General features: G+C 61.2%; 24 protein-coding genes. 17 read left to right on the forward strand and 7 right to left on the reverse strand.

The window, feature by feature from the left end; genetic code table 11:
* Positions 1–630 carry a poly-gamma-glutamate hydrolase family protein gene (locus tag AC13QE_RS30615; protein WP_488486584.1) on the forward strand — a complete coding sequence of 210 codons (630 nt, stop codon included), beginning with the start codon at positions 1–3 and terminating at the stop codon, positions 628–630.
* Between the two features lie 98 nt (positions 631–728).
* Here the strand turns inward: AC13QE_RS30615 and AC13QE_RS30620 are convergent, their stop codons facing one another.
* The 6 genes from AC13QE_RS30620 to hemC form a co-directional block, all read right to left on the reverse strand.
* A complete protein-coding gene (locus AC13QE_RS30620; RefSeq protein ID WP_488486604.1) occupies positions 729–1454 on the reverse strand; it encodes a glutamine amidotransferase in 726 nt (241 codons plus the stop codon).
* Positions 1447–1932, reverse strand: coding sequence for a tellurite resistance TerB family protein (locus tag AC13QE_RS30625; protein ID WP_132720602.1), 486 nt, complete (start codon positions 1930–1932; stop codon positions 1447–1449). The genes AC13QE_RS30620 and AC13QE_RS30625 overlap by 8 nt, the downstream gene beginning before the upstream one ends.
* Before the next feature lie 112 nt (positions 1933–2044).
* Positions 2045–3652, reverse strand: a complete 1608-nt coding sequence (locus tag AC13QE_RS30630) for a heme biosynthesis protein HemY (RefSeq protein ID WP_132720603.1) — start codon at positions 3650–3652, stop codon at positions 2045–2047.
* A 15-nt stretch (positions 3653–3667) separates the two neighbouring features.
* Entirely contained in the window at positions 3668–4948 is a 1281-nt protein-coding gene (locus tag AC13QE_RS30635; protein ID WP_488486585.1) for a COG4223 family protein, read from the reverse strand.
* A 79-nt stretch (positions 4949–5027) separates the two neighbouring features.
* Positions 5028–5756, reverse strand: coding sequence for a uroporphyrinogen-III synthase (locus tag AC13QE_RS30640; RefSeq protein ID WP_488486586.1), 729 nt, complete (start codon positions 5754–5756; stop codon positions 5028–5030).
* Positions 5757–5762: 6 nt separating this feature from the next.
* Complete coding sequence (hemC, locus tag AC13QE_RS30645) at positions 5763–6692, reverse strand: hydroxymethylbilane synthase (RefSeq protein WP_132720606.1); 930 nt, start codon at positions 6690–6692, stop codon at positions 5763–5765.
* An 84-nt stretch (positions 6693–6776) separates the two neighbouring features.
* Here hemC and tsaD point away from each other — a divergent pair, with 84 nt between their 5' ends.
* Genes tsaD through AC13QE_RS30670 form a run of 5 tightly spaced genes read left to right on the forward strand, consistent with a single transcriptional unit; the run spans position 6777 to position 10295 of the window.
* The gene (gene tsaD, locus AC13QE_RS30650) at positions 6777–7874 is read left to right on the forward strand and encodes a tRNA (adenosine(37)-N6)-threonylcarbamoyltransferase complex transferase subunit TsaD (RefSeq protein ID WP_015341424.1); all 1098 of its coding nucleotides are present in this window, start codon (positions 6777–6779) and stop codon (positions 7872–7874) included.
* Positions 7871–8860 (forward strand): NAD(P)H-dependent glycerol-3-phosphate dehydrogenase, encoded by a 990-nt coding sequence (locus tag AC13QE_RS30655; protein WP_488486587.1) that lies wholly within the window; start codon positions 7871–7873, stop codon positions 8858–8860. Before tsaD ends, AC13QE_RS30655 begins: the two co-directional genes overlap by 4 nt.
* Positions 8861–8885: 25 nt before the next feature.
* Positions 8886–9179, forward strand: coding sequence for a YciI-like protein (locus AC13QE_RS30660; protein WP_112336355.1), 294 nt, complete (start codon positions 8886–8888; stop codon positions 9177–9179).
* 3 nt (positions 9180–9182) lie between these two features.
* A complete protein-coding gene (locus tag AC13QE_RS30665) occupies positions 9183–9614 on the forward strand; it encodes an EVE domain-containing protein (protein WP_488486588.1) in 432 nt (143 codons plus the stop codon).
* Between the two features lie 30 nt (positions 9615–9644).
* The gene (locus AC13QE_RS30670; protein ID WP_488486589.1) at positions 9645–10295 is read left to right on the forward strand and encodes a class I SAM-dependent methyltransferase; all 651 of its coding nucleotides are present in this window, start codon (positions 9645–9647) and stop codon (positions 10293–10295) included.
* A gap of 6 nt (positions 10296–10301) precedes the next feature.
* On the opposite strand, the gene AC13QE_RS30675 is transcribed toward AC13QE_RS30670, so the two are convergent.
* Positions 10302–10697, reverse strand: coding sequence for a hypothetical protein (locus tag AC13QE_RS30675; protein WP_488486590.1), 396 nt, complete (start codon positions 10695–10697; stop codon positions 10302–10304).
* A gap of 303 nt (positions 10698–11000) precedes the next feature.
* Between AC13QE_RS30675 and sdhC the strand changes: the two genes are divergently transcribed.
* The 11 genes from sdhC (at position 11001) to sucD (ending at position 21034) form a co-directional block, all read left to right on the forward strand.
* Positions 11001–11399 (forward strand): succinate dehydrogenase, cytochrome b556 subunit, encoded by a 399-nt coding sequence (gene sdhC / locus AC13QE_RS30680; RefSeq protein WP_488486591.1) that lies wholly within the window; start codon positions 11001–11003, stop codon positions 11397–11399.
* Between the two features lie 65 nt (positions 11400–11464).
* Positions 11465–11845: a succinate dehydrogenase, hydrophobic membrane anchor protein gene (gene sdhD / locus AC13QE_RS30685; protein WP_132720614.1), complete on the forward strand. Its 381-nt coding sequence runs from the start codon at positions 11465–11467 to the stop codon at positions 11843–11845.
* Positions 11846–11852: 7 nt separating this feature from the next.
* Positions 11853–13709 (forward strand): succinate dehydrogenase flavoprotein subunit, encoded by a 1857-nt coding sequence (sdhA, locus tag AC13QE_RS30690; protein WP_015341416.1) that lies wholly within the window; start codon positions 11853–11855, stop codon positions 13707–13709.
* A 17-nt stretch (positions 13710–13726) separates the two neighbouring features.
* A complete protein-coding gene (locus AC13QE_RS30695; protein WP_015341415.1) occupies positions 13727–14506 on the forward strand; it encodes a succinate dehydrogenase iron-sulfur subunit in 780 nt (259 codons plus the stop codon).
* Positions 14422–15360 carry a nucleotidyltransferase domain-containing protein gene (locus AC13QE_RS30700; RefSeq protein WP_488486592.1) on the forward strand — a complete coding sequence of 313 codons (939 nt, stop codon included), beginning with the start codon at positions 14422–14424 and terminating at the stop codon, positions 15358–15360. The genes AC13QE_RS30695 and AC13QE_RS30700 overlap by 85 nt, the downstream gene beginning before the upstream one ends.
* A gap of 145 nt (positions 15361–15505) precedes the next feature.
* On the forward strand, positions 15506–16033 hold the full coding sequence (locus tag AC13QE_RS30705; RefSeq protein WP_015341413.1) for a protease inhibitor Inh/omp19 family protein: 528 nt from the start codon (positions 15506–15508) through the stop codon (positions 16031–16033).
* A gap of 62 nt (positions 16034–16095) precedes the next feature.
* A complete protein-coding gene (zapE, locus tag AC13QE_RS30710) occupies positions 16096–17259 on the forward strand; it encodes a cell division protein ZapE (protein WP_488486593.1) in 1164 nt (387 codons plus the stop codon).
* Positions 17260–17438: 179 nt separating this feature from the next.
* Positions 17439–18401, forward strand: a complete 963-nt coding sequence (gene mdh, locus AC13QE_RS30715) for a malate dehydrogenase (protein ID WP_015341411.1) — start codon at positions 17439–17441, stop codon at positions 18399–18401.
* Positions 18402–18428: 27 nt separating this feature from the next.
* Positions 18429–19622, forward strand: a complete 1194-nt coding sequence (gene sucC, locus AC13QE_RS30720; protein ID WP_488486594.1) for an ADP-forming succinate--CoA ligase subunit beta — start codon at positions 18429–18431, stop codon at positions 19620–19622.
* A gap of 5 nt (positions 19623–19627) precedes the next feature.
* Positions 19628–20119, forward strand: coding sequence for a DUF1579 family protein (locus AC13QE_RS30725; RefSeq protein WP_488486595.1), 492 nt, complete (start codon positions 19628–19630; stop codon positions 20117–20119).
* Between the two features lie 12 nt (positions 20120–20131).
* The gene (gene sucD, locus AC13QE_RS30730) at positions 20132–21034 is read left to right on the forward strand and encodes a succinate--CoA ligase subunit alpha (protein WP_068388874.1); all 903 of its coding nucleotides are present in this window, start codon (positions 20132–20134) and stop codon (positions 21032–21034) included.
* The last annotated feature ends 75 nt before the right edge of the window (positions 21035–21109 follow it).

Consider the following 21109-nt stretch of genomic DNA (forward strand, 5'->3'; position numbering starts at 1 on the left):
ATGGCGAGGTTGCCGGATCGATACAATTCGTTTTCGGCGCTTCGTGAGCATGAGATCGAGGGCGTCGACTATCGCATCCGCGTGGAGAGCCGATCATCACCCGTCGCGATCATCGCTCCGCATGCCGGCTTTATCGAACCTGCCACATCAGAGATAGCGCTGGCGATCGCGGATGGGAGGTTCTCGCTTTACCGCTTCGAAGGGCTCGATTCGGCGCGGCTCCATCATGAGCTGCACGTCACTTCCGAAAATTTCGATGAGCCGATTGCAAACGATCTGATCGCCGGTTCGCTGATCGTTGTCGCCATTCATGGTCGAATGGATCGCGACGATCCGCAGTCAAGCTGGATCGGTGGCCTCGACATATTGCTTCGCGACCGGATCGTAGAGGCGCTTCGTCGCGATGGATTTGCTGCCGTTGCGAGAAAGAAGGGGGAGGCGCTCGCGGGAGCTTCGGCCGGCAATATCTGCAATCGCGGCCAGCGGCAGGTTGGGGTGCAGCTTGAGATTCCGAGAGGCGTCAGAGATGCCCTCATGGCCGATGCGGAGAAGCTCAAGCAATATGCGTCTACCATCCGTGGGGCGATCGATGAATTCTACCGCGCGCTTTCGTCAGGCGAAGACCTTTAGAGCACTTTCGCTTTTCTTCGAATCGCGAAAACGCTCTATCTTTTTGTCTTTACGCAGTTCCGGACGCAAAACCGCTTCGCACTTTTGCGGGAACTGCTTTAGGCCGCCATCGCCTGCTTGCCTTCGAAGACGAGATCGAGGAATTCCGACAGCCAGGCCTTCAGTGCCGCGTCGAAGATCATGCGGCCTTCCAGATGCTCGCGGCCCTGCTGGGCGTTCGGCATGCAGAAGCGATGTTCGCCATGCACGACCCAACGCTGCATCATGGCGCGGGTGAGCTCGGCATGGAATTGCAGGCCCCAGGCGTTAGTGCCGTAACGATAAGCCTGGTTTGGGTAGGTCTCCGCCGTTGCCAGGAGGTCGGCGCCGTGCGGCAGCTCGAAGCCCTCGCGATGGAAATGGTAGACCATCTGCGGCCAGCGCATCAGCAGGCGACCCTTTTCCGTCGGCTGCAACGGATACCAGCCGATCTCGGTCTTGCCGTCATCGCGCGCCTTTACCTTGGCGCCGAGATGGCGGGCGAGCAGCTGCGCGCCGAGGCAGATGCCAAGATAGGGGCGGTTTTCCTTAAGCGGCACCTTCAGCCAGTCGGTCTCGGCCTTGATGAAGTCGTCGGGGTCGTTGGCGCTCATCGGGCCACCGAAGACCACGGCGCCGGCATGAGCCTCCAGTGTCGAGGGCAGGGGGTCACCGAGAACCGGGCGGCGGATATCGAGATCGAAGCCCTTCTCCAGCATCATCTGGCCGACGCGGCCCGGGCTGGAGCGCTCCTGATGCAGGACGATCAATATCGGGCGCCCGGCGCTCTTCGGCGCTTCAATCATCATTGCCCGTCTCCACCCTGAAACCGGGCGCGCGTGCGGCAGCTTCCTGGCGTTTCATGATGCGCTCGCGATCGGAAATGCCCATGAGGTCGGCGATCCGCCAGATGGCATGATCTTCCATCTCGCTGCGCTCGCCGTCGGCATAGACGATATCCCAGAGGATGCCGAGCAGTTCGAGCCGTTGCGTGCTGTCGAGATGACGCTTCAGGTCCGAGGTGAAGCGATAATAGTCGACCGCTTCGCTTTCCGCTTCCTCGCCGGCCGCGATCAGCTGATCGAGCTTGCGGCCATCAAGACCATACTGCTCCTTCAAGAGCTTGCGCAGCCGCTTCTTCTCGCTGTTCTCGATCTTGCCGTCCGCCTCCATCACCTGGATGCAGAGAGCTGCCACGGCGACACGCGGGTCGTCAGGTGCGAAACCGGATCGGGGATGGTCTTGTGTCAGGTTATGAAGAAATTCCTGAAAGCGTTCGAACATGCGTCTCCATTCTCAAAACGGGCAGAGCAGGGTTCTTGGGGCACCATGCTCCATCTTTTTGTCTTCCGGAATTCCAGACGCAAGGCCGCTGCGCGCTGTTGCCGGAATTGCTCTAGAACAACTTGAGCCGCGTCTTGGGTTCCGGTTCAAGTTTATGATCTTTGACGCCCGGATCATCAGGCGCGCCACCGAAGAAGGGCCGGGGCTCCGCATCCTGCGGCACCGGTTTGGGCGCTGCCTCGGACACGCTCGGCGCGGACTTTGCCACGGCGGGTTCCAACTCCATGACATAGGCATTGCTGGCTGGCGATGCAACTTTTGGTGAATTTGTCGCCTCCGCTGCGGTTGCGCCAGCCGCCTCGCGCACCGGCGGCAGCGATTTCAGCGCGGCATCGACAGAAACCGCGGAACCCTCTTCGACCGGACCTTCGATCTGGCCGAAGGGCGCCTTCCACTCGAAGGCGTCGAGGCGGCCGGTGACCGGCGACAGCGGCAGCCATTTTTCCGAGACGAAACCATCGGCGACCCAGGCTGGATCGCGCGGGGCGCGTAGCGCCTGCGCCATCCAGTGGCGGACGCGGCCCTGATCACCGGTTTCCGCCTCTTCGATATCGGCGAGAAGCAGGAAGGCGCCCTCGCGCGCATCGATCCGTGCGGCGGCTTCCGCCTTGGCACGGGCCTTGCCGAAATCGCCCGCGTCCATTGCCGCCTTTGCGGTCAACAGCAGGGCTTCGACATTGTTCGGGCGGATCGCCTCCAGCCGTTCGGCGCGTTTCAGGCGATCGAGAACGGAATCGCCACTGCGGGCCCGCACATAGGCTTTGCCGATTTCGGGATGCGGCCGGGCTTTCCAGACCTGCTCGAGGATGGAGGCAGCCTTGCGCACCTTGTCTTCACGGAACAAGGCTTTGGCGGCGATCAGCGCGGCGGGAACGAAATCATCCACGAGCTTTAATGCCGCCAGCGCATCGTCGCGTGCGCCGACGGGATCGCTTTCCAATTTCTCGTCGGCGCGCGCCGTCAGGAGTACGGCGCGTTGACGGTTGGCGGTTGCCTTATCGACGACATGGGCAACCTTCTGCTGGTCGAGCAGCTTGATGGCATCGTCCCAGCGGCCGGCTTGGCTGCGATATTCCAGCGTCGCCTGTGCCGCCCAGGGCAGGTAGGGCGCCTGGTCGGCCGCCTTCTCGGCATATTGCCGCGCCGCTTCATGCGCCCCGAGGCGCTTGGCTTCGAGATAGAGGCCACGCAGGCCGAGTTCGCGCGTTTCCGGATCATTGGCCATCTGCTCGAACTTCTGGCGCGCCTCGTCATGCTTGCCTTCGATCAAGGCGGCCTGAGCCTCAAGCAGGTTGATGAGCGGCTCCTGATCGGCGCGGATGAGGCCGCGGGTGCGAGCCGCCATCTTGCGGGCGAGCAGGGCATTGCCGGCGCCCGCGGCGATGAGGCCGGTGGAGAGCGCCTGATAGCCGCGGTCGCGCTTGCGGGCGCGGAAATAGCGGGTGACGGAGTGCGGCGAATTCCAGATCAAGCGCACGAACCACCAGACGATCATCACGGCGGCCACGATCGCAATCAGGATCGCGGCGGCGACGATCAGCTTCGTCTGGTAAAGCTGGCCTTCCCAGACCAGCGAGAGATCGCCGGGCCGATCCGCGAGCCAGGAAAAACCATAGCCGAGAGCCAGGACGAGAATGGCGAAGATAAGCAGTCTGATCATTGCTACACTCCGTCCTTAGTTCTGTTTGCCGGTATTGGCGATCGCTTTCGAGAGGGCGTCGCTTACCAGATCCTCGACGCGGATGCGGGCCTCCAGCGATTGCTTGAAGGCGGCCGATGCGGATTTCGCGGCATCGGGCAGGCTGTTCCACTCGGTCACCGCACCCGGAAGATCGCCATTCCTGACCTTGTCCTCAAAACGGGCGGCGACGGCATCGATGCTGTCGCCAGAGACATTGCCGACGGGGCGGACCTGCACCAGCGACTTGGCGCCGGATACCAGGCGGCTGCTCCAGCTTTGGTTCGGATCATCGGTCTGCGCCGTTGCGACGATTGCCGTTGCGACATTCGAAACCTGGCGGATCAGGTCGGCCCGAGAGGGAACGCCGGTCTGGGCGAAATTCTTGAGGGCGGCAACGGCCGGATCGTCCGGCGCGACATTGGCGAAGGTGTCGAGCTCAGGCTGGAAGGGACCGCCGCGGTCGATTGCTGCCTTCAACGCCGCCGCCGCGATGGCGCGAGCCACAGCGCTCTCCTGGCTCGGTCCGCTCAGCTTCTTTTCGGCGTCATCAAGACGCTTGCTGACCTCGGCGTCGGAGGTTGCCTGGCTCTGCGTCGTCTTGCTGAGATCCGATTTCAGCTGCTCGACCTCTCTGGTGAGCGAAGCGATCTTCTGATCGGAAGCGGGGTTTGCGGTGCCACCCGAGCCATTTGTCAAAGCGCCGTTGGCAGCGCTCGTCTCAAGCGCTGCGACGCGGGCCGTCAGCGCTTCGTCCGGCTTTGCGGCTGGCGCGGCGGCGAGATTGGCGATGCTCTGCTTGAGACTGTCGATCTCCGTATTCAGCGTTGCGATCTGGGTAGAGCTGTCTTTGCCTGCGCCACCACCAGGCAGGAAGCCGGCATATTGCAAGGCGCCGGCGCCGATGAGGGCGATCAAGCCGCCGACGATGCCGGCCGCGATCAGCCCCGAGGTTGAACCTGCGTGCGACTGCGAACGCTCGGTATGGGGCGCTTGTTCGGCCTGGGAGGGCGGAGAATCGGCCTGTTGTGCTGATGCACCTTGCGGCTCTTGCGGTGCGGCGTCGAAGATCGACTCCTGAGCCTCCTCGCGAAGCGGCTCCTTCTCCGTTTCCAGCGGCATTTCCACTTTATCTGCCGAGGAGCCGCCAAGCTCGCCATGGCTGCGCTCGGTCAAATCTTCGGGAGCTGCGTCCTGCGCAGTCTTTTCGGCTTCCAGGTCGATCGTGACCGGTTCGTCGTTGGGCTTCGAATGGTTAGGCGTTTTTCGCGATACCATGAGGTCCTCTTTTCATGCGCTGCAACGAAGTTAGACAGACAAGGCGATTATGAAAAGGCCTTACATCAAAATTGCGGCCTTACGCCCGGATCAGAAGCGCCAGAAGTCGGTCTTCATTCGGCATGTCGGCGATATCGACATGGGATTGCAGCATCTCCGGAACCGCGCCCGCCACGGCTTCGCTCAAACAAAGAAACCGCGTTTCCGCAAAAAGCTCCATGTTGTGGCCGACGAAAGACAGGCTGAGAAAGCGTCTGGCGGTTTCGTGAGAATAAAGCAGCACGGCATCCGCGCGAGCGTCGGAAAAAAACCGGCGAAGAGTGACGTCGTCAGGAATGATATCCCGCATTCGGTAGCATTCGACGGTCAGGAAAGGCAGGTGCAGCTCCGCCAATCCGGCTTCGAAACCGGCCGCCCGGGGAAAGCCCGCGAGATAGAGGAGGGGCGCGGCATTCCTGCCGCCAGAATGGCGTGAAATCAGAGCGGCAAGCTCGGCGCCGGCGCCTTCGGAGACTGCGATATTGCTGAAGCCGAGCTCCGCTGCCTCTCTAGCCGTTGCCTTACCCACCGCAAAGAGCGGTCGTCCGAGATGGGGCTCGATATCGGAGCCTAGCACCGCCAGCACGCGCAACGCCTCGGCGCTGGTGACGGCGACGGCGCCCTGCGTGGTCAGGAGCGCTCGTCTTGCTTCCTCGATATGATGGACGGGTTCGGCCAGCGGCAGCAGCAGGGGTTCATGCCCCATTTGCGTCAGCCGCCGCATGGTGCGTTCACCCGAATGCCGAGGGCGGGTGACGACGACGCGCATCCTTTGTCAGGTCCAGTCTTCGAAGAAGGTGCTGCCGGCCTCGGCGCGGATCGCCTGACCGGCATTGATCCCCAGCGCCTCGGCATCGCGCCGGTGGCCTTCGATGGTCGTCGTGTGCACTTGGCGGCCATCCGGGGTGAGGATCATGCCGAAGAAGCGCAGATGATCGCCTTCGCAAATTGCGTAGCCGGCTATCGGTGTGCGACAGGAGCCGTCGAGCGCCGCCAGGAAGGCACGTTCGCAGGATACGGCGTCGAAAGTCGGCGCATCATTGACGGCGGCGAGCAGGTCGTTCATCTGCTGATCGTCGATCCGGCTCTCGATGGCGATTGCGCCTTGTGCCGGCGCTGGAGGGAATTCATCAGGATCGAGAATGTCGGTGATGACCTCGACCATGCCAAGCCGCTTCAGGCCTGCAAGCGCCAGCAAGGTGGCGTCGGCCTGCCCCTCTTCCAGCTTGCGCAGGCGCGTCTGAACCGAACCGCGGAAGGTAATGACGTTGATATCCGGGCGCAGGCGACGGATCAGCGCCTGGCGGCGCAGCGACGCAGAGCCGACGGTAGCGCCATGCGGCAGCTCGATCAGTTTCGGCGCGGTGCGGCCGATGACCGAATCGCGGATATCTTCGCGCGGTAGATAAGCTGTGAGCGCCAGGCCTTGGGGCAGCTTCGTCGCCATATCCTTGGCCGAATGCACGGCGAGGTCGAGTTCGCCTGAGGTCAGCTTCTCTTCCAGCTCTTCCGTGAACAGGCCCTTGCCGCCGATTGCCGCGAGCGAGCGGTCGGTGATGCGGTCGCCCTTGGTGGTCAGAACGACGATTTCGAACATCTCCTCCGGAAGGCCATGGGCCGCCATCAGGCGGTCGCGCGCTTCTCGCGCCTGGGCGAGCGCCAGCGGGCTGCCGCGCGTGCCGATCCGGAAAGGTTTTGTTTGCATCCGCTTTGATCCGTTGTTACCGACAGTTCCCGTAACCATATTTCCGCTTTATCGCAATCGACCTGTAGGCAACGAACTTTCTCCATGACATCCGTTCTTCGTATTCTCGGCATCGAAACAAGCTGCGACGAAACCGCTGCAGCTATTGTCGAGCGCCGGGATGACGGCACGCCAACGGTTTGTTCCGATGTCGTCCTCAGCCAGCTGGACGAGCATAGCGCCTATGGCGGCGTCGTGCCGGAAATTGCTGCGCGGGCACACGTCGAAGCGCTCGATACGCTGATCGACGAGGCATTGAAACGCGCCAATGTGTCGCTCTCGGACGTCGATGCCATTGCCGCTACATCCGGACCGGGCCTTATCGGCGGCCTGCTCGTCGGCCTGATGACAGGCAAGGCAATTTCGCGTGCCACCGGCAAGCCACTATACGCCATCAACCATCTGGAAGGCCATGCCCTGACGGCGCGGCTGACGGACGGTCTTGCCTTCCCCTATCTCATGCTGCTCGTGTCCGGCGGCCACACCCAGCTGATCCTGGTGCGCGGCGTCGGCCAATATGAGCGCTGGGGGACGACCATCGACGATGCGCTCGGCGAAGCCTTCGACAAGACGGCCAAGCTCCTGGGACTTCCCTATCCCGGCGGCCCGGCTGTGGAGGCAGCCGCCAAAAACGGCAATCCGGACCGCTTCGATCTTCCGCGTCCCCTGGTCGGCGAAACGCGCCTCGATTTTTCCTTTTCCGGCCTGAAGACAGCGGTACGACAGGCGGCGACGGCAATTGCGCCTGTCACCGAGCAGGATATCGCCGATATCTGCGCCTCCTTCCAGAAGGCGATCTCGCGCACGCTGAAGGACCGGATCGGCCGCGGCCTGCAGCGCTTCAAGACGGAGTTTCCGAAGACTGAGGAAAAGCCGTCGCTTGTGGTGGCCGGGGGCGTTGCCGCCAATCTCGAGCTGCGCCGCACGCTGCAGGAGCTTTGCGACGCCAATGGTTTCCGCTTCATCGCGCCGCCATTGAGATTGTGTACGGATAATGCCGTCATGATCGCCTGGGCTGGACTGGAACGCATGGCGACGGGCGCCGCACCTGACGATCTCGATGTGCAGCCGCGCTCGCGCTGGCCGTTGGATCAGAAGGCGGAAACTCTGCTCGGACATGGCAAACGAGGAGCGAAGGCATGAGCGGCAATGAGCGGATCGCAGTCATCGGCGCCGGCGCTTTCGGCACGGCGCTTGCCGCCGTCATCGCGCTGACCGGTCGTGCCGATGTGGTGCTCGTCGGACGCAACGCAGGGCTGATGACTGACCTTGCCGCCGACCGCATGCATGATGCCGTCCTGCCCGGTATCGACCTTCCGGATTCGCTGCAGTTTTCGGCCGTGCCGGATGCAATTTCCAATGCCGGCATCGTTCTTTTTGCCATGCCCTCACAGGCGCAGGCCGATGCTGCCCGTCATTATGGCCCTTATCTCGCCAAGGATGCGGTCGTCGTTACGTGCGCGAAAGGTATCGACAAGGTCTCCGGCGATCTGCTGACCGATATGCTGGAGCGGGAGTTGCCGCAGCATGCGATCGCCGTGCTCTCAGGCCCGGGCTTTGCCGCCGACATTGCCAAGGGACTGCCGACGGCCATGGCGATCGCCGCGGCCGACATGACTGTCGCCGAAAGGCTAGCCCAGGCGATTTCCGGCCCGACGTTTCGCCTCTACGCCTCGGATGACCGCATCGGCGTGCAGCTTGGCGGTGCCTTGAAGAATGTCCTCGCGATTGCCTGCGGCATCGTCGAGGGCCGGGGTATCGGTGATTCCGCACGCGCGGCGCTGATCAGCCGTGGTCTTGCCGAGATGTCGCGCTTCGTTGCAGCGAAGGGGGGCAAGGCTGAAACCGTGCGCGGCCTATCGGGTCTTGGCGACCTCGTGCTGACGGCCACCAGCCATCAATCCCGCAACCTGCGATTCGGCATTGCGCTGGGTGAGGGCGAGGCTGCCGATCCGACGCATGGCACGCTGGTCGAGGGCGCCTATGCCGCTTCCATCGCCGCGCGGCTTGCTCACAAACTCGGCGTCGACATGCCGATCACCGACGCGGTGTCCGCCATCATCGACGGCAAGCTCGACATAGCCACAGCCATCGGGCAATTGATGACGCGGCCGATCACTACGGAATAGTTTGGATATTCGAAGGAGACTAATCATGCTGTTCGCCTTTGTCTGCAAGGACAAGCCCGGTCATCTGAATGTTCGCATGGAGACGCGCCCGGCGCATCTGGAGCATCTGAACAAGCTCAATGCCGAAGGCACGTTGAAGATGGCCGGTCCATTCCTGGATGCGGACGGCAAGCCGAACGGCAGCCTGGTGGTCGTCAATGCCGAAAGCATCGAGGCCGCCAAGGCGATTGCCGATGCGGATCCCTATACGAAGGCCGGTCTGTTCGAGAGCGTCGAGATCAAGCCGTTCAACTGGGTCTTCAACAATCCGGAGGCATGAGAGATGGCGCATTGGCTTTATAAATCCGAGCCGTCCTCCTGGTCCTGGCAGCAGCAGAAGGATGCCGGCGCAAAAGGCACCGAATGGACCGGCGTGCGCAACTATCTCGCCCGAAACAACATGCGGGCCATGCAGATCGGCGACAAGGGTTTCTTCTATCACTCCAATGACGGGCTGGAGGTCGTCGGCATCGTCGAGGTCTGCGCGCTGGCGCATCCGGATTCGACCGCCAAGGACGATCCGCGCTGGGAATGTGTCGACATCCGCGCCGTCCGCGATATGCCGAATCCGGTGACCCTCAAGGACATCAAGGCCAATCCGAAGCTTTCGCAGATGGCGCTCGTCACCTCCATGCGGCTTTCGGTGCAGCCGGTGACGGATGATGAATGGTTCGAGGTCTGCCGCATGGGTGGTCTGGACAATCCGCCGGCCTGATCCGGCCTTGTTCGGTGGGTAGGAGATTCATTGAAAACCGATCCGGAAAGCTTCATCCGTGCCAATACCAGCCTGATGGCGTCGCCGCATGTGCCGGAAATCCGGCTGCATCTGGCAAGCGAAGCACATGAACTGTGGCTGAAGACGGAAGAAGAGCTGGAAGAGATCGGCCTGCCGCCGCCCTTCTGGGCCTTTGCCTGGGCGGGTGGGCAGGGTCTGGCGCGCTATATCCTCGATCATCCGGGGATCGTTGCCGGCAAAACCGTGCTGGATTTTGCCACCGGCTCCGGGCTCGTCGCGATTGCGGCGAAGCGTGCGGGTGCGGCTCATGTGCTTGCCGTCGATATCGATCCATGGGCGGGCACGGCAATCCGGCTCAATGCCCTTGAAAACGGCGTCACCATCGATTTCTCCAGCAATGACATTATCGGCCGCACCGTGGATGCGGGCGTTATTCTTGCCGGCGATGTCTTCTATGATCGCGATTTTGCCGCGAGCCTCGTTCCCTGGCTAAGACGCATGGCGGGCGAGGGGAAGACGGTTCTCGTCGGCGATCCCGGCAGGGCCTATCTTCCCAAGGATCGTCTGGAAGTGCAGGCCACCTATCAAGTGCCGGTGACGCGGGCGCTCGAGGATAGCGAGATCAAGAAGACGACGGTCTGGCGATTTCTCGCCGATTGAGAAACGTCAGTGCCTGATGACGCAGACGCCTGCTTCATACGAGCAGGGATTGCCGGCATAGCGGACATCGATGACCTTCGCTTTCGGCCTCAGCTGTACTGTGGCAGGCTGAGCGTAGGGATTGTAGCCGCCATAGCCGATGACATAGGTGCCGCCATCGGCCCGATAGACATCGGCCGAGCCGGCATAGCTGCCGGCCTTTGCTGCGTCGCGCCGTTCCATGATGACGATCCGGGCAGGTTGCTGCTCGCGCCTCTGGGGCTGGGAGATCTGGCTCAGATGCACCAAGCCGGAGCGATCGTGATGATGCCAGTGGCGGTAGTCGCCCGCCGATGCCGGGGCGAAGGAAAGGGTGGCTGCCGTCAAAACGAGCGCTGCTGCCTTGAAAAGATGCGGCTTCATGATTCGACTCGCTTCGATCGGTTAATGAAATCTTAACGGCAGATTGCCCCAAGAGCCGCGCGAAGTCCACGTCTGGGTTGCCGAAATGGTAAACGGCCGGGGAATGGGAAGTCCGTGCTTGCATGCTCGCTAAAGTGCAGCCCGACCCGAATCGATTAAATTCGATGCAGGCATCAATTGTGCTTGTGGATGGGCGTCTCTGTGATTATTGGTCGCAATGATGCAACGCACACTGCACGTCTCTGCGCGCGCGTTGCCCCGGATCACCGGGTTCTAAGCGTATCGTAACGCCGCGAGGTTCTGATGGCGAACGTCACACAAAACCGGCCTCTGTCGCCGCATCTGCAAATCTACAAACCCATTCCCACCATGGTCATGTCGATCCTCCACCGCATCACCGGGGGCGCGCTCTATTTCGGCACGCTGCTGGTCGCCTGGTGGCTGATCGCCGCGGCGACCGGTCAGGGCTATTTCGATCTGGTCAACTGGATCATGGGCACGATCATCGGTCGCATCATCCTGCTTGGCTACACCTGGGCGCTGCTGCACCACATGCTTGGCGGCCTGCGCCACTTCGTGTGGGATCTCGGGCATGGTTTCGATCCCGCCGTTTCGACCAGAATGGCCAAGGCCACGCTCATCGGCTCGATCGGTCTGACCGCGCTGGTCTGGATCATCGGCATCGTCATCCGGCTGGGTTGATTGGCATGATCGCTCCCGGAAGCGCTTGGGCGCATTTCGGGATCATGCTTTAAAGGATATTTCTCATGGATATGCGCACTCCTCTGGGCAAAGTCCGCGGTCTCGGTTCCGCAAAGGAAGGTACCGATCATTTCTGGCGTCAGCGCCTGACCGCCGTTGCCAATGTTCCGCTCTTTCTCTTCTTCGTCATCTTCCTGATGATCTATGCCGGCGCGCCTTATGCGGAAGTCGTGCACGCGATCTCGAACCCGATCGTGGCCGTCATCTTCGGTCTGATGGTGATCTCCGGCATCATTCACATGAAGCTCGGCATGCAGGTCATCATCGAGGACTATGTCCACGGCGAATTCAGCAAGATCGTCCTTCTCATGCTCAACACGTTCTTCGCGATCGTCATGGCGGGGCTCTGTCTTTTCGCCATTCTGAAGATCGCGTTCGTAGGATAATTGCATCATGGCACCGAACTCATCCGCTCAGAATGGGGCTGCCCAGAACGGGAAAGCCTATAAATACATCGATCACTCCTATGACGTGATCGTGGTTGGCGCCGGCGGCGCCGGCCTGCGCGCCACGCTCGGCATGGCCGAACAGGGTTTCCGTACCGCCTGCATCACCAAGGTGTTCCCGACCCGCTCGCACACCGTCGCAGCTCAGGGCGGCATTGCCGCTTCGCTGCAGAACATGACGCCGGACAGCTGGCAGTGGCACCTCTACGATACCGTCAAGGGCTCCGACTGGCTCGGCGATGTCGATGCCATGCAGTACATGGTCATGGAAGCGCCGAAGGCCGTTTATGAGCTTGAGCATTACGGCGTGCCCTTCTCGCGCAACGAAGAAGGCAAGATCTACCAGCGCCCGTTCGGCGGCCACATGCAGAATTTCGGCGAGGGACCGCCGGTGCAGCGCACCTGTGCTGCCGCCGACCGTACGGGCCACGCGATCCTGCACACGCTCTATGGCCAGTCGCTGCGCAACAACGCTGAATTCTTCATCGAATATTTCGCGCTCGACCTCATCATGTCCGACGATGGCAGCCGCTGTACCGGCGTCGTCGCCTGGTGCCTGGATGATGGCACGATCCATCGCTTCGCCGCCAAGATGGTTGTGCTGGCGACCGGCGGCTACGGCCGCGCCTATTTCTCGGCCACGTCTGCCCATACCTGCACCGGCGATGGCGGCGGTATGGTGGCTCGCGCCGGCCTGCCGCTGCAGGACATGGAGTTCGTTCAGTTCCATCCGACCGGCATCTACGGTTCGGGCTGCCTCATCACCGAAGGTGCCCGCGGCGAAGGCGGTTATCTGGTCAATTCCGAGGGCGAGCGCTTCATGGAACGCTATGCGCCTTCGGCGAAGGACCTTGCCTCGCGTGACGTCGTTTCACGTTGCATGACGCTTGAGATCCGTGAGGGTCGCGGCGTCGGCAAGAACAAGGATCACATCTTCCTGCATCTCGACCACCTTGATCCGGCCGTGCTGCATGAGCGCCTGCCGGGCATTTCCGAGAGCGCCCGCATCTTCGCCGGCGTCGATGTGACCCGTGACCCGATCCCCGTCCTGCCGACCGTTCACTACAACATGGGCGGCATTCCGACGAACTATTGGGGCGAAGTGCTGAATGCCGACAGCAACAATCCCGAGCGCGTGCTGCCGGGCCTGATGGCTGTCGGCGAAGCAGGCTGCGCGTCGGTGCATGGCGCCAACCGCCTCGGCTCGAATTCGCTGATCGACCTCGTGGTCTTCGGCCGCGCCGCCGCCATCCGCGCCGGCCAGGTCATCGACCGCGTCGGTCCGGTTCCTCCGGTCAACGTCGCGGCCTGCGACAAGATCATGGAACGCTTCGATCGCTTGCGTCACGCCAGCGGCTCGACGCCGACGGCAGCGCTGCGCGAAAAGATGCAACGCGCCATGCAGGAAGATGCGGCCGTGTTCCGCACCCAGGAATCGCTGGAATCCGGCTGCCGCCGTCTTTCGGAAATCTGGGGTGAAATGTCCGACATCAAGGTCACCGACCGTTCGCTGATCTGGAATTCCGACCTCGTCGAGACGCTGGAACTCCACAATCTGATGGCCAACGCCATCACGACGATCTACGGCGCCGAGGCCCGCAAGGAAAGCCGCGGCTCGCATGCTCGCGAAGACTATACCGAGGGTAAGTTCGCCGGCCGCGACGACGAAAACTGGCGCAAGCATACGCTTGCCTGGGTTAACGAGGCAGGCGACGTGAAGCTCGACTATCGTCCGGTTCACACCGACCTGATCGCCGAAGGCATCGATCCGCACAAGATCGAGCCGAAGGCACGCGTGTACTGATCTGAGAGGAACTGACCATGGTTGAACTCGCTCTCCCCAAGAACTCTCAGATGCGCGAAGGCAAGGTCTGGCCGAAGCCGGTCGGTGCCAAGAATACGCGCGAATTCCGCGTCTATCGATGGAGCCCGGATGACGGCCAGAACCCGAGCATCGATACCTACTATATCGATATCGATGATTGCGGCCCGATGGTGCTCGATGGTCTGCTCTACATCAAGAACAACATCGACCCGACGCTGACCCTGCGCCGCTCCTGTCGCGAAGGCATTTGCGGCTCCTGCGCGATGAACATCGACGGCACCAACACGCTCGCCTGCACCAAGGGTCTGGACGAGATCAAGGGCACGGTGAAGGTCTATCCGCTGCCGCACATGCCCGTTGTCAAGGACCTCGTGCCGGATCTGACGAATTTTTATGCGCAGCACCGCTCGATCGAGCCTTGGCTGAAGACGGTATCGCCGCCGCCGGCCAAGGAATGGAAGCAGAGCCATGAAGACCGCCTGAAGCTCGACGGTCTTTACGAGTGCATCCTGTGCGCCTGCTGCTCAACCTCCTGTCCGAGCTACTGGTGGAACGGCGACCGTTACCTCGGTCCGGCGGTTCTGCTGCAGGCCTATCGCTGGCTGATCGATTCCAGAGACGAAGCCAAGGGCGAGCGTCTCGACAATCTCGAGGATCCGTTCCGCCTTTATCGCTGCCATACGATCATGAATTGCGCCCAGACCTGCCCGAAGGGTCTGAACCCGGCCAAGGCGATCGCCGAAATCAAGAAGATGATGGTCGAGCGGCGGGTCTAACCCGCCGGCGCTCATTCGCTGACTCCGGTGACGAGGACGATGTTCGTATGATGATGGAAGGCTTCGCGCCGGAGGCTGTGGCCGAAATTCGTTCACGGCTTGCTTCGGTCAAGGCCGAGGGTATTCGGATCGGCTTTGCCATCGAAAGCGGCAGCCGTGCATGGGGTTTTCCCTCGCCCGACAGCGATTACGATTGTCGCTTCGTCTATGTCAGGCCGAAGCGACATCATCTGACCTTGTTCCCGCATCGCGATGTCATCGAATTTTCGATCGTCGGTGATATTGATACCGGTGGATGGGACCTGCGTAAGGCTCTCCTGTTGGCGCTCAAGGGTAACGCTGTCCTTGTCGAATGGTTGAAGTCGCCGATCGTCTATGAGGAGGAGGCCGGCTTTCGTAGCCGTCTTGGTACTTTGCTTGATGTGATCATGGTGCCGGAGAAGGTTGCTCGGCACTATATTGGGCTTATGAAGCAGCATCAGCCAGATGATGAGGCTGCGCCCATCCGTCTGAAGAAGCTGCTCTATTCCATCCGTCCGGCGATAGCGCTGGAATGGATGCGGCAAACGGACTTTGCCAAGTTGCCGCCGATGAACATGCTCGAATGTTTGGCGGATATCGATATCGCCCAAGACATTCGGACCAGCATTATGCAATTGGTGGAAGTCAAGAAAGAGACGCGTGAAATGGGAGAAGGCGTGCCGCCATCGCCCATCACGGCGTTTTTATCAGCCTCGCTCGTACGCTATTCCAACTTTTCAGGCGTGTTCCGGGAAGAGCAAGCACGCGACAAAAGCATGCAGGAATTTGCCGACCGTTTCTATCGGGACGAGGTTCGGCGGGCGACGCCTTGAAACCACCCGATTCTTGTCCAGCTATCGCCTACGACAATTTGTAGCGGTATCGACTTGATTAACCAAAGTGAAATACGATAATTCGGACATCATTAAATATCACTTTGCAGATGTCAGCGGTGGACAATCATTTAGGAGTGTGATGATGCAGTTTAGATATGCAGTGACGGCTGCGGCGATTGGCCTGTCGCTTGCCGGTTGCCAGCGCACGGCATACAACAACGACAGTTATTCTTCTCCGCCGCCACTGCAGGCTCAGCCTGTTCCTTCGGTACAATCCAGCCAGCTTCCGCCCGCAGGCGCCGGCAACGGTTCGCAGTTCCCGGCCGCTCCTGCGAGCGCGCCAAATGCAGCCAATCCTGCACAGCAGCAGGCGATGGCGGCGTCCGCCATGGATGTCACGAAGGAATCGATGGTCGGCAGCTGGAAGGTCAGCAACGGCGGATCGAGCTGCGACATGTTCCTGACGTTGACGAACCTTGGCAGCGGCTCGCGCGGTGGCACCCGCGGTTGTGCTGGCGAGCTGACCTCGATGGGTTCGTGGGAGGTTTCCGGCAAGCAGGTCCTGTTGAAGAATCGTGACGGCTCAACGATCGGTACGGTCTACAAGACGGCCGCTTCACGCTTTGACGGTTCGACCGCCTCCGGTCAACCGCTCAGCCTCAGCCGATAAGCTTATTTGAAAGGGGCGGCATCCTCTGGATGCGCCCCATTTGCACAGGCGGATATTTCCCCATGCAGCCCATGCCAGATTACTCGATCAGCGTCTGCGAACAGCTGAAGGCGCTGACGGCGTCCGGATCCCTTCAGGTGGATTCGGCGCAGATCGATGTGGCGAAAAAGCTGGACCGTGTGCTTGCCGATCTCAAGCGGAAACGGCCCGCGGCAAAGTCCAGCGCGCTGGGGTGGATGTTTGCCGCGCGCAAGAAATCGACCGAGACGATCAAGGGCCTCTATATTCACGGGAGCGTCGGCCGCGGCAAGACCATGTTGATGGACATGTTCTTCGCGATGGCGCCATGCCCGAAGAAGCGCCGTGCGCATTTTTTCGAGTTCATGAACGATGTGCACAACCGGATTGCGGCGCAGCGGCTGAAATTCAAGAACGGCGAGACAAAGCAGACCGACCCCATACCACCTGTTGCCGCCGATCTCTATGCCGAAGCCGAACTGCTGTGCTTCGATGAGTTCACGGTCACCGACATTGCCGATGCGATGATCCTCTCGCGGCTGTTTTCCGAGCTGTTTTCGCTCGGCTGCGTGCTGATCGCCACCTCGAATGTCGAGCCGGACAATCTCTATCGTGATGGGCTCAATCGTGGCCTTTTCCTGCCCTTCATCGATCTCTTGAAGAAGCATGTCGATATCGTGACGCTGGATTCGCCGACCGATTACCGCATGGAGAAGCTGAATAGCCAGCCGGTCTATCTCACTCCGCTTGACCAGCGTACCGACATGGCGATGGATGCCTCCTGGATGCAGGGGCTGCATGGACGCAAGGCACAGCCGACGGAGATCCCGATGAAGGGGCGCTCCATCCATGTCCCGCTCGCCGTCGATCGCATGGCGCGTTTCTCCTTCGCCGATCTTTGCGACGCGCCGCTGGGGCCTGCTGATTTCCTCGCCATCGCCGAGCGTTTCGATACGATCTTTCTCGATCACGTGCCGAAGCTTGGTCCGGACAAGCGGAACCAAACGAAGCGTTTCATCATTTTGATCGATACGCTCTATGATCATAATATTCGGCTTTACGTCTCCGCAGCCGCGATGCCGGAAGAGCTGCTCGTGGAGCGCCGGGGCACCGAAGGCTTCGAATTCGACCGGACCGCATCTCGGCTTTTCGAAATGCGCAGCGCCGAATATCTCGCCCAGACTCCGACAAGGCGCGCCGCCGAGTAACAAATCGGTGACGGATTGACTTACGTTTACGTAAGAATTTTTCGATCTAACCGATTGAAATTCCTGATCTCAAAATAATCAATTGCCAATTTCCGCCTTTGGGTCTATGCGAGTTGCGGCATAGGTGGATGCCTTGCAGGTGTCCCGCCACGGATTTTGATCGCAAAGGATACACCGAAATGGCGCGCAACAAGATCGCACTTATTGGTTCTGGCATGATTGGTGGCACGCTGGCGCATCTCGCCGGCCTGAAGGAACTGGGCGACATCGTCCTGTTCGACATCGCGGACGGCATTCCTCAGGGCAAGGGCCTCGATATCGCCCAGTCCTCTCCCGTCGAAGGCTTCGACGCCAACCTTACGGGCGCCAGCGACTATTCTGCGATCGAAGGCGCTGACGTCTGCATCGTCACCGCTGGCGTTCCCCGCAAGCCGGGCATGAGCCGCGACGATCTTCTCGGCATCAACCTCAAGGTCATGGAACAGGTCGGCGCCGGCATCAAGAAGTATGCCCCGAACGCTTTCGTGATCTGCATCACCAATCCGCTCGACGCCATGGTCTGGGCGCTGCAGAAGTTCTCGGGCCTGCCGACCAACAAGGTCGTCGGCATGGCCGGCGTGCTCGATAGCTCGCGCTTCCGCCTCTTCCTCGCCAAGGAATTCAACGTATCGGTCGAAGACGTCACGGCTTTCGTTCTCGGGGGCCACGGCGATTCGATGGTGCCGCTCGCTCGCTACTCCACCGTTGCCGGCATCCCGCTGACGGACCTCGTCACCATGGGCTGGCTCACTGCCGAGCGCCTCGAAGAAATCATCCAGCGCACCCGTGACGGCGGCGCCGAGATCGTCGGCCTGCTCAAGACCGGTTCCGCTTATTACGCCCCGGCTGCTTCCGCCATCGCGATGGCCGAATCCTACCTCAAGGACAAGAAGCGCGTCCTGCCCTGCGCCGCTCACCTCGACGGCCAGTATGGCGTCAAGGACATGTATGTCGGCGTTCCGACCGTCATTGGTGCCGGCGGCATCGAGCGCGTGATCGAGATCGATCTGAACAAGGCCGAAAAAGAAGCCTTCGACAAGTCGGTCGCAGCTGTTGCGGGTCTTTGCGAAGCCTGCGCCACGATCGCGCCGTCGCTGAAATAATCTAGCCGTTCCAACAGGGATAGACCCATGAACATTCATGAATACCAGGCCAAGGCGCTGTTGAAGAGCTATGGCGCACCCGTCGCGGACGGCGTTGCCATCTTCTCCGCCGATGAAGCCGCTGCCGCCGCCAAGCGGCTCCCAGGCCCGCTCTACGTCGTCAAGAGCCAGATCCATGCTGGCGGCCGCGGCAAGGGCAAGTTCAAGGAACTCGGCCCCGACGCCAAGGGCGGCGTTCGTCTCGCCAAGTCCGTTGACGACGTGGTCGCCAACGCCAAGGACATGCTCGGCAACACGCTGGTGACCAAGCAGACCGGCCCAGTCGGCAAGCAGGTCAACCGCCTCTACATCGAAGACGGCGCGGACATCGACCGCGAACTCTACCTCTCGATCCTGGTCGACCGCTCCGTCGGTCAGGTCGCTTTCGTCGTTTCGACCGAAGGCGGCATGGACATCGAGACCGTTGCGCACGACACGCCGGAAAAGATCATCACCGTCGCCATCGACCCGTCGACGGGTGTGACGGCTGCCAATACGGCTGCTCTTTCCGACGCGCTGAAGCTCGAGGGTGCTGCCCGCGAAGATGCCGCCAAGCTCTTCCCGATCCTCTACAAGGCCTTCGTCGAGAAGGATATGGCGCTGCTGGAAGTCAACCCGCTGATCGTCATGACCAACGGCCGTCTGCGCGTTCTCGACGCCAAGGTTTCCTTCGACGGCAACGCTCTCTTCCGTCACGAAGACGTCCGCGCGCTGCGCGACACGTCCGAAGAAGACGAGAAGGAAATCCAGGCGCATGAATACGACCTCGCCTATGTCGCCCTCGACGGCAACATCGGCTGCATGGTCAACGGCGCCGGCCTTGCCATGGCAACCATGGATATCATCAAGCTCTACGGCGCTGAGCCGGCGAACTTCCTCGATGTCGGCGGTGGCGCCACCAAGGAAAAGGTTACGGCCGCCTTCAAGATCATCACTGCCGATCCGGCTGTCCAGGGCATTCTGGTCAACATCTTCGGCGGCATCATGAAGTGCGACGTCATTGCCGAAGGCGTGCTCGCAGCCGTCAAGGAAGTCGGTCTGAAGGTTCCGCTCGTCGTTCGCCTCGAAGGCACCAATGTCGAGCTCGGCAAGAAGATCATCAACGAATCCGGTCTCAACGTCATCTCCGCAGATGACCTGGACGATGCCGCCCAGAAGATCGTGAAGGCAGTCAAGGGCTGATCGGGATGGCTGCTTCCTTCGCTCCAACGGCTGCTCATCTTCGCCTCGGTGCCTTTGCCGGCACCTGGGAAGGGGAAGAGCGTGTCGCGGCTTCGGCCTGGACGAAGGAAGGCACGGCAACTGCGCAGCTCACGGCTGAGTGTCTGTTCGGCGGATTTTTCGTCGAACAGCGCTACGTGCAGACGCGGGACGGCAGCCCCTCGTTCGAAGCCCGGAACATTCTCGGCTTCGACGCTGCGGATCAGGCCTACAAGCTCTATCAGTTCGATACGGTGGGCTTTACGCCCGCCGCGCCGGCCTCCGGCGAATGGATCGACGACAAGCTTGTCCTGACCAAGGTCTCGCCGCGCGGTCAGCAACGCACTCTCTTCCAGTTCGAAAATGAAGACTGCTACCGCATGGGCGTCACGTTCTCGCCCGCCGGCAGCGATACATGGCAGGAGGTCGTCAGCGGCTTATATCGCCGCGTTGCCTCCGCGTCTTCCAACCTCTCGTAACAAAGGCCTCGCATGTCTATTCTCATCAACAAAGACACCAAGGTTCTGGTTCAGGGCCTGACCGGCAAGACCGGTACCTTCCACACCGAACAGGCGCTTGCCTATCACGGCACGAAGATGGTCGGCGGTATCCACCCTTCCAAGGGCGGTGAAACCTGGACCGGCAAGGACGGCGAAAAGCTGCCGATCTTCAAGTCCGTCGCCGAAGGCAAGGACGCGACCGGCGCCAACGCCTCGGTCATCTACGTACCGCCGGCAGGCGCTGCGGCTGCGATCCTCGAAGCGATCGAAGCTGAGATCCCGCTCATCGTCTGCATTACGGAAGGCATTCCGGTCGCCGACATGGTCAAGGTCAAGGACCGCCTGATCAAGTCGAAGTCGCGTCTGATCGGACCGAATTGCCCGGGTGTTCTGACCCCGAACGAATGCAAGATCGGCATCATGCCGGGCTCCATCTTCAAGAAGGGCTCCGTCGGTGTTCTCTCGCGCTCCGGCACGCTGACCTATGAAGCCGTGTTCCAGACCACCAATGAAGGTCTCGGTCAGACGACGGCTGTCGGCATCGGCGGCGACCCGGTCAAGGGCACCGAATTCATCGACATCCTGGAAATGTTCCTCGCCGACGACGAAACCAAGTCGATCATCATGATCGGCGAAATCGGCGGTTCGGCTGAAGAAGAAGCCGCGCAGTTCCTCAAGGACGAAGCCAAGAAGGGCCGCAAGAAGCCGATGGTCGGTTTCATCGCCGGCCGCACGGCACCTCCCGGCCGCACCATGGGCCATGCGGGCGCCGTGATTTCCGGCGGCAAGGGCGGCGCGGAAGATAAGATCGCAGCGATGGAAGCGGCGGGCATCCGCGTTTCGCCGTCGCCGGCGCGTCTCGGCAAGACATTGGTGGAAGTCCTGAAGGGCTGAGCCTACCTATAGCAAGGCCGGACGGGGCGGCAGTCGCCTTGTCCCGTCCGGTTTCGACATTTGCAAGTGCATAAC

The organism is Martinezella sp. CNPSo 3957, from assembly GCF_057784395.1.

What these genes read in the sequence shown, in the direction of transcription:
- AC13QE_RS30665 (WP_488486588.1), top strand. Translation starts at nt 9,183, where the DNA reads ATGGCGCATTGGCTTTATAAATCCGAGCCGTCCTCCTGGTCCTGGCAG.
- AC13QE_RS30630 (WP_132720603.1), bottom strand. Translation starts at nt 3,652, where the DNA reads ATGATCAGACTGCTTATCTTCGCCATTCTCGTCCTGGCTCTCGGCTAT.
- AC13QE_RS30655 (WP_488486587.1), top strand. Translation starts at nt 7,871, where the DNA reads ATGAGCGGCAATGAGCGGATCGCAGTCATCGGCGCCGGCGCTTTCGGC.
- sdhC (WP_488486591.1), top strand. Translation starts at nt 11,001, where the DNA reads ATGGCGAACGTCACACAAAACCGGCCTCTGTCGCCGCATCTGCAAATC.
- AC13QE_RS30675 (WP_488486590.1), bottom strand. Translation starts at nt 10,697, where the DNA reads ATGAAGCCGCATCTTTTCAAGGCAGCAGCGCTCGTTTTGACGGCAGCC.
- sdhD (WP_132720614.1), top strand. Translation starts at nt 11,465, where the DNA reads ATGGATATGCGCACTCCTCTGGGCAAAGTCCGCGGTCTCGGTTCCGCA.
- tsaD (WP_015341424.1), top strand. Translation starts at nt 6,777, where the DNA reads ATGACATCCGTTCTTCGTATTCTCGGCATCGAAACAAGCTGCGACGAA.
- AC13QE_RS30660 (WP_112336355.1), top strand. Translation starts at nt 8,886, where the DNA reads ATGCTGTTCGCCTTTGTCTGCAAGGACAAGCCCGGTCATCTGAATGTT.
- zapE (WP_488486593.1), top strand. Translation starts at nt 16,096, where the DNA reads ATGCAGCCCATGCCAGATTACTCGATCAGCGTCTGCGAACAGCTGAAG.
- AC13QE_RS30705 (WP_015341413.1), top strand. Translation starts at nt 15,506, where the DNA reads ATGCAGTTTAGATATGCAGTGACGGCTGCGGCGATTGGCCTGTCGCTT.
- AC13QE_RS30695 (WP_015341415.1), top strand. Translation starts at nt 13,727, where the DNA reads ATGGTTGAACTCGCTCTCCCCAAGAACTCTCAGATGCGCGAAGGCAAG.
- sucD (WP_068388874.1), top strand. Translation starts at nt 20,132, where the DNA reads ATGTCTATTCTCATCAACAAAGACACCAAGGTTCTGGTTCAGGGCCTG.
- AC13QE_RS30620 (WP_488486604.1), bottom strand. Translation starts at nt 1,454, where the DNA reads ATGATTGAAGCGCCGAAGAGCGCCGGGCGCCCGATATTGATCGTCCTG.
- sucC (WP_488486594.1), top strand. Translation starts at nt 18,429, where the DNA reads ATGAACATTCATGAATACCAGGCCAAGGCGCTGTTGAAGAGCTATGGC.
- AC13QE_RS30635 (WP_488486585.1), bottom strand. Translation starts at nt 4,948, where the DNA reads ATGGTATCGCGAAAAACGCCTAACCATTCGAAGCCCAACGACGAACCG.
- hemC (WP_132720606.1), bottom strand. Translation starts at nt 6,692, where the DNA reads ATGCAAACAAAACCTTTCCGGATCGGCACGCGCGGCAGCCCGCTGGCG.
- AC13QE_RS30625 (WP_132720602.1), bottom strand. Translation starts at nt 1,932, where the DNA reads ATGTTCGAACGCTTTCAGGAATTTCTTCATAACCTGACACAAGACCAT.
- AC13QE_RS30640 (WP_488486586.1), bottom strand. Translation starts at nt 5,756, where the DNA reads ATGCGCGTCGTCGTCACCCGCCCTCGGCATTCGGGTGAACGCACCATG.
- AC13QE_RS30615 (WP_488486584.1), top strand. Translation starts at nt 1, where the DNA reads ATGGCGAGGTTGCCGGATCGATACAATTCGTTTTCGGCGCTTCGTGAG.
- AC13QE_RS30725 (WP_488486595.1), top strand. Translation starts at nt 19,628, where the DNA reads ATGGCTGCTTCCTTCGCTCCAACGGCTGCTCATCTTCGCCTCGGTGCC.
- mdh (WP_015341411.1), top strand. Translation starts at nt 17,439, where the DNA reads ATGGCGCGCAACAAGATCGCACTTATTGGTTCTGGCATGATTGGTGGC.
- sdhA (WP_015341416.1), top strand. Translation starts at nt 11,853, where the DNA reads ATGGCACCGAACTCATCCGCTCAGAATGGGGCTGCCCAGAACGGGAAA.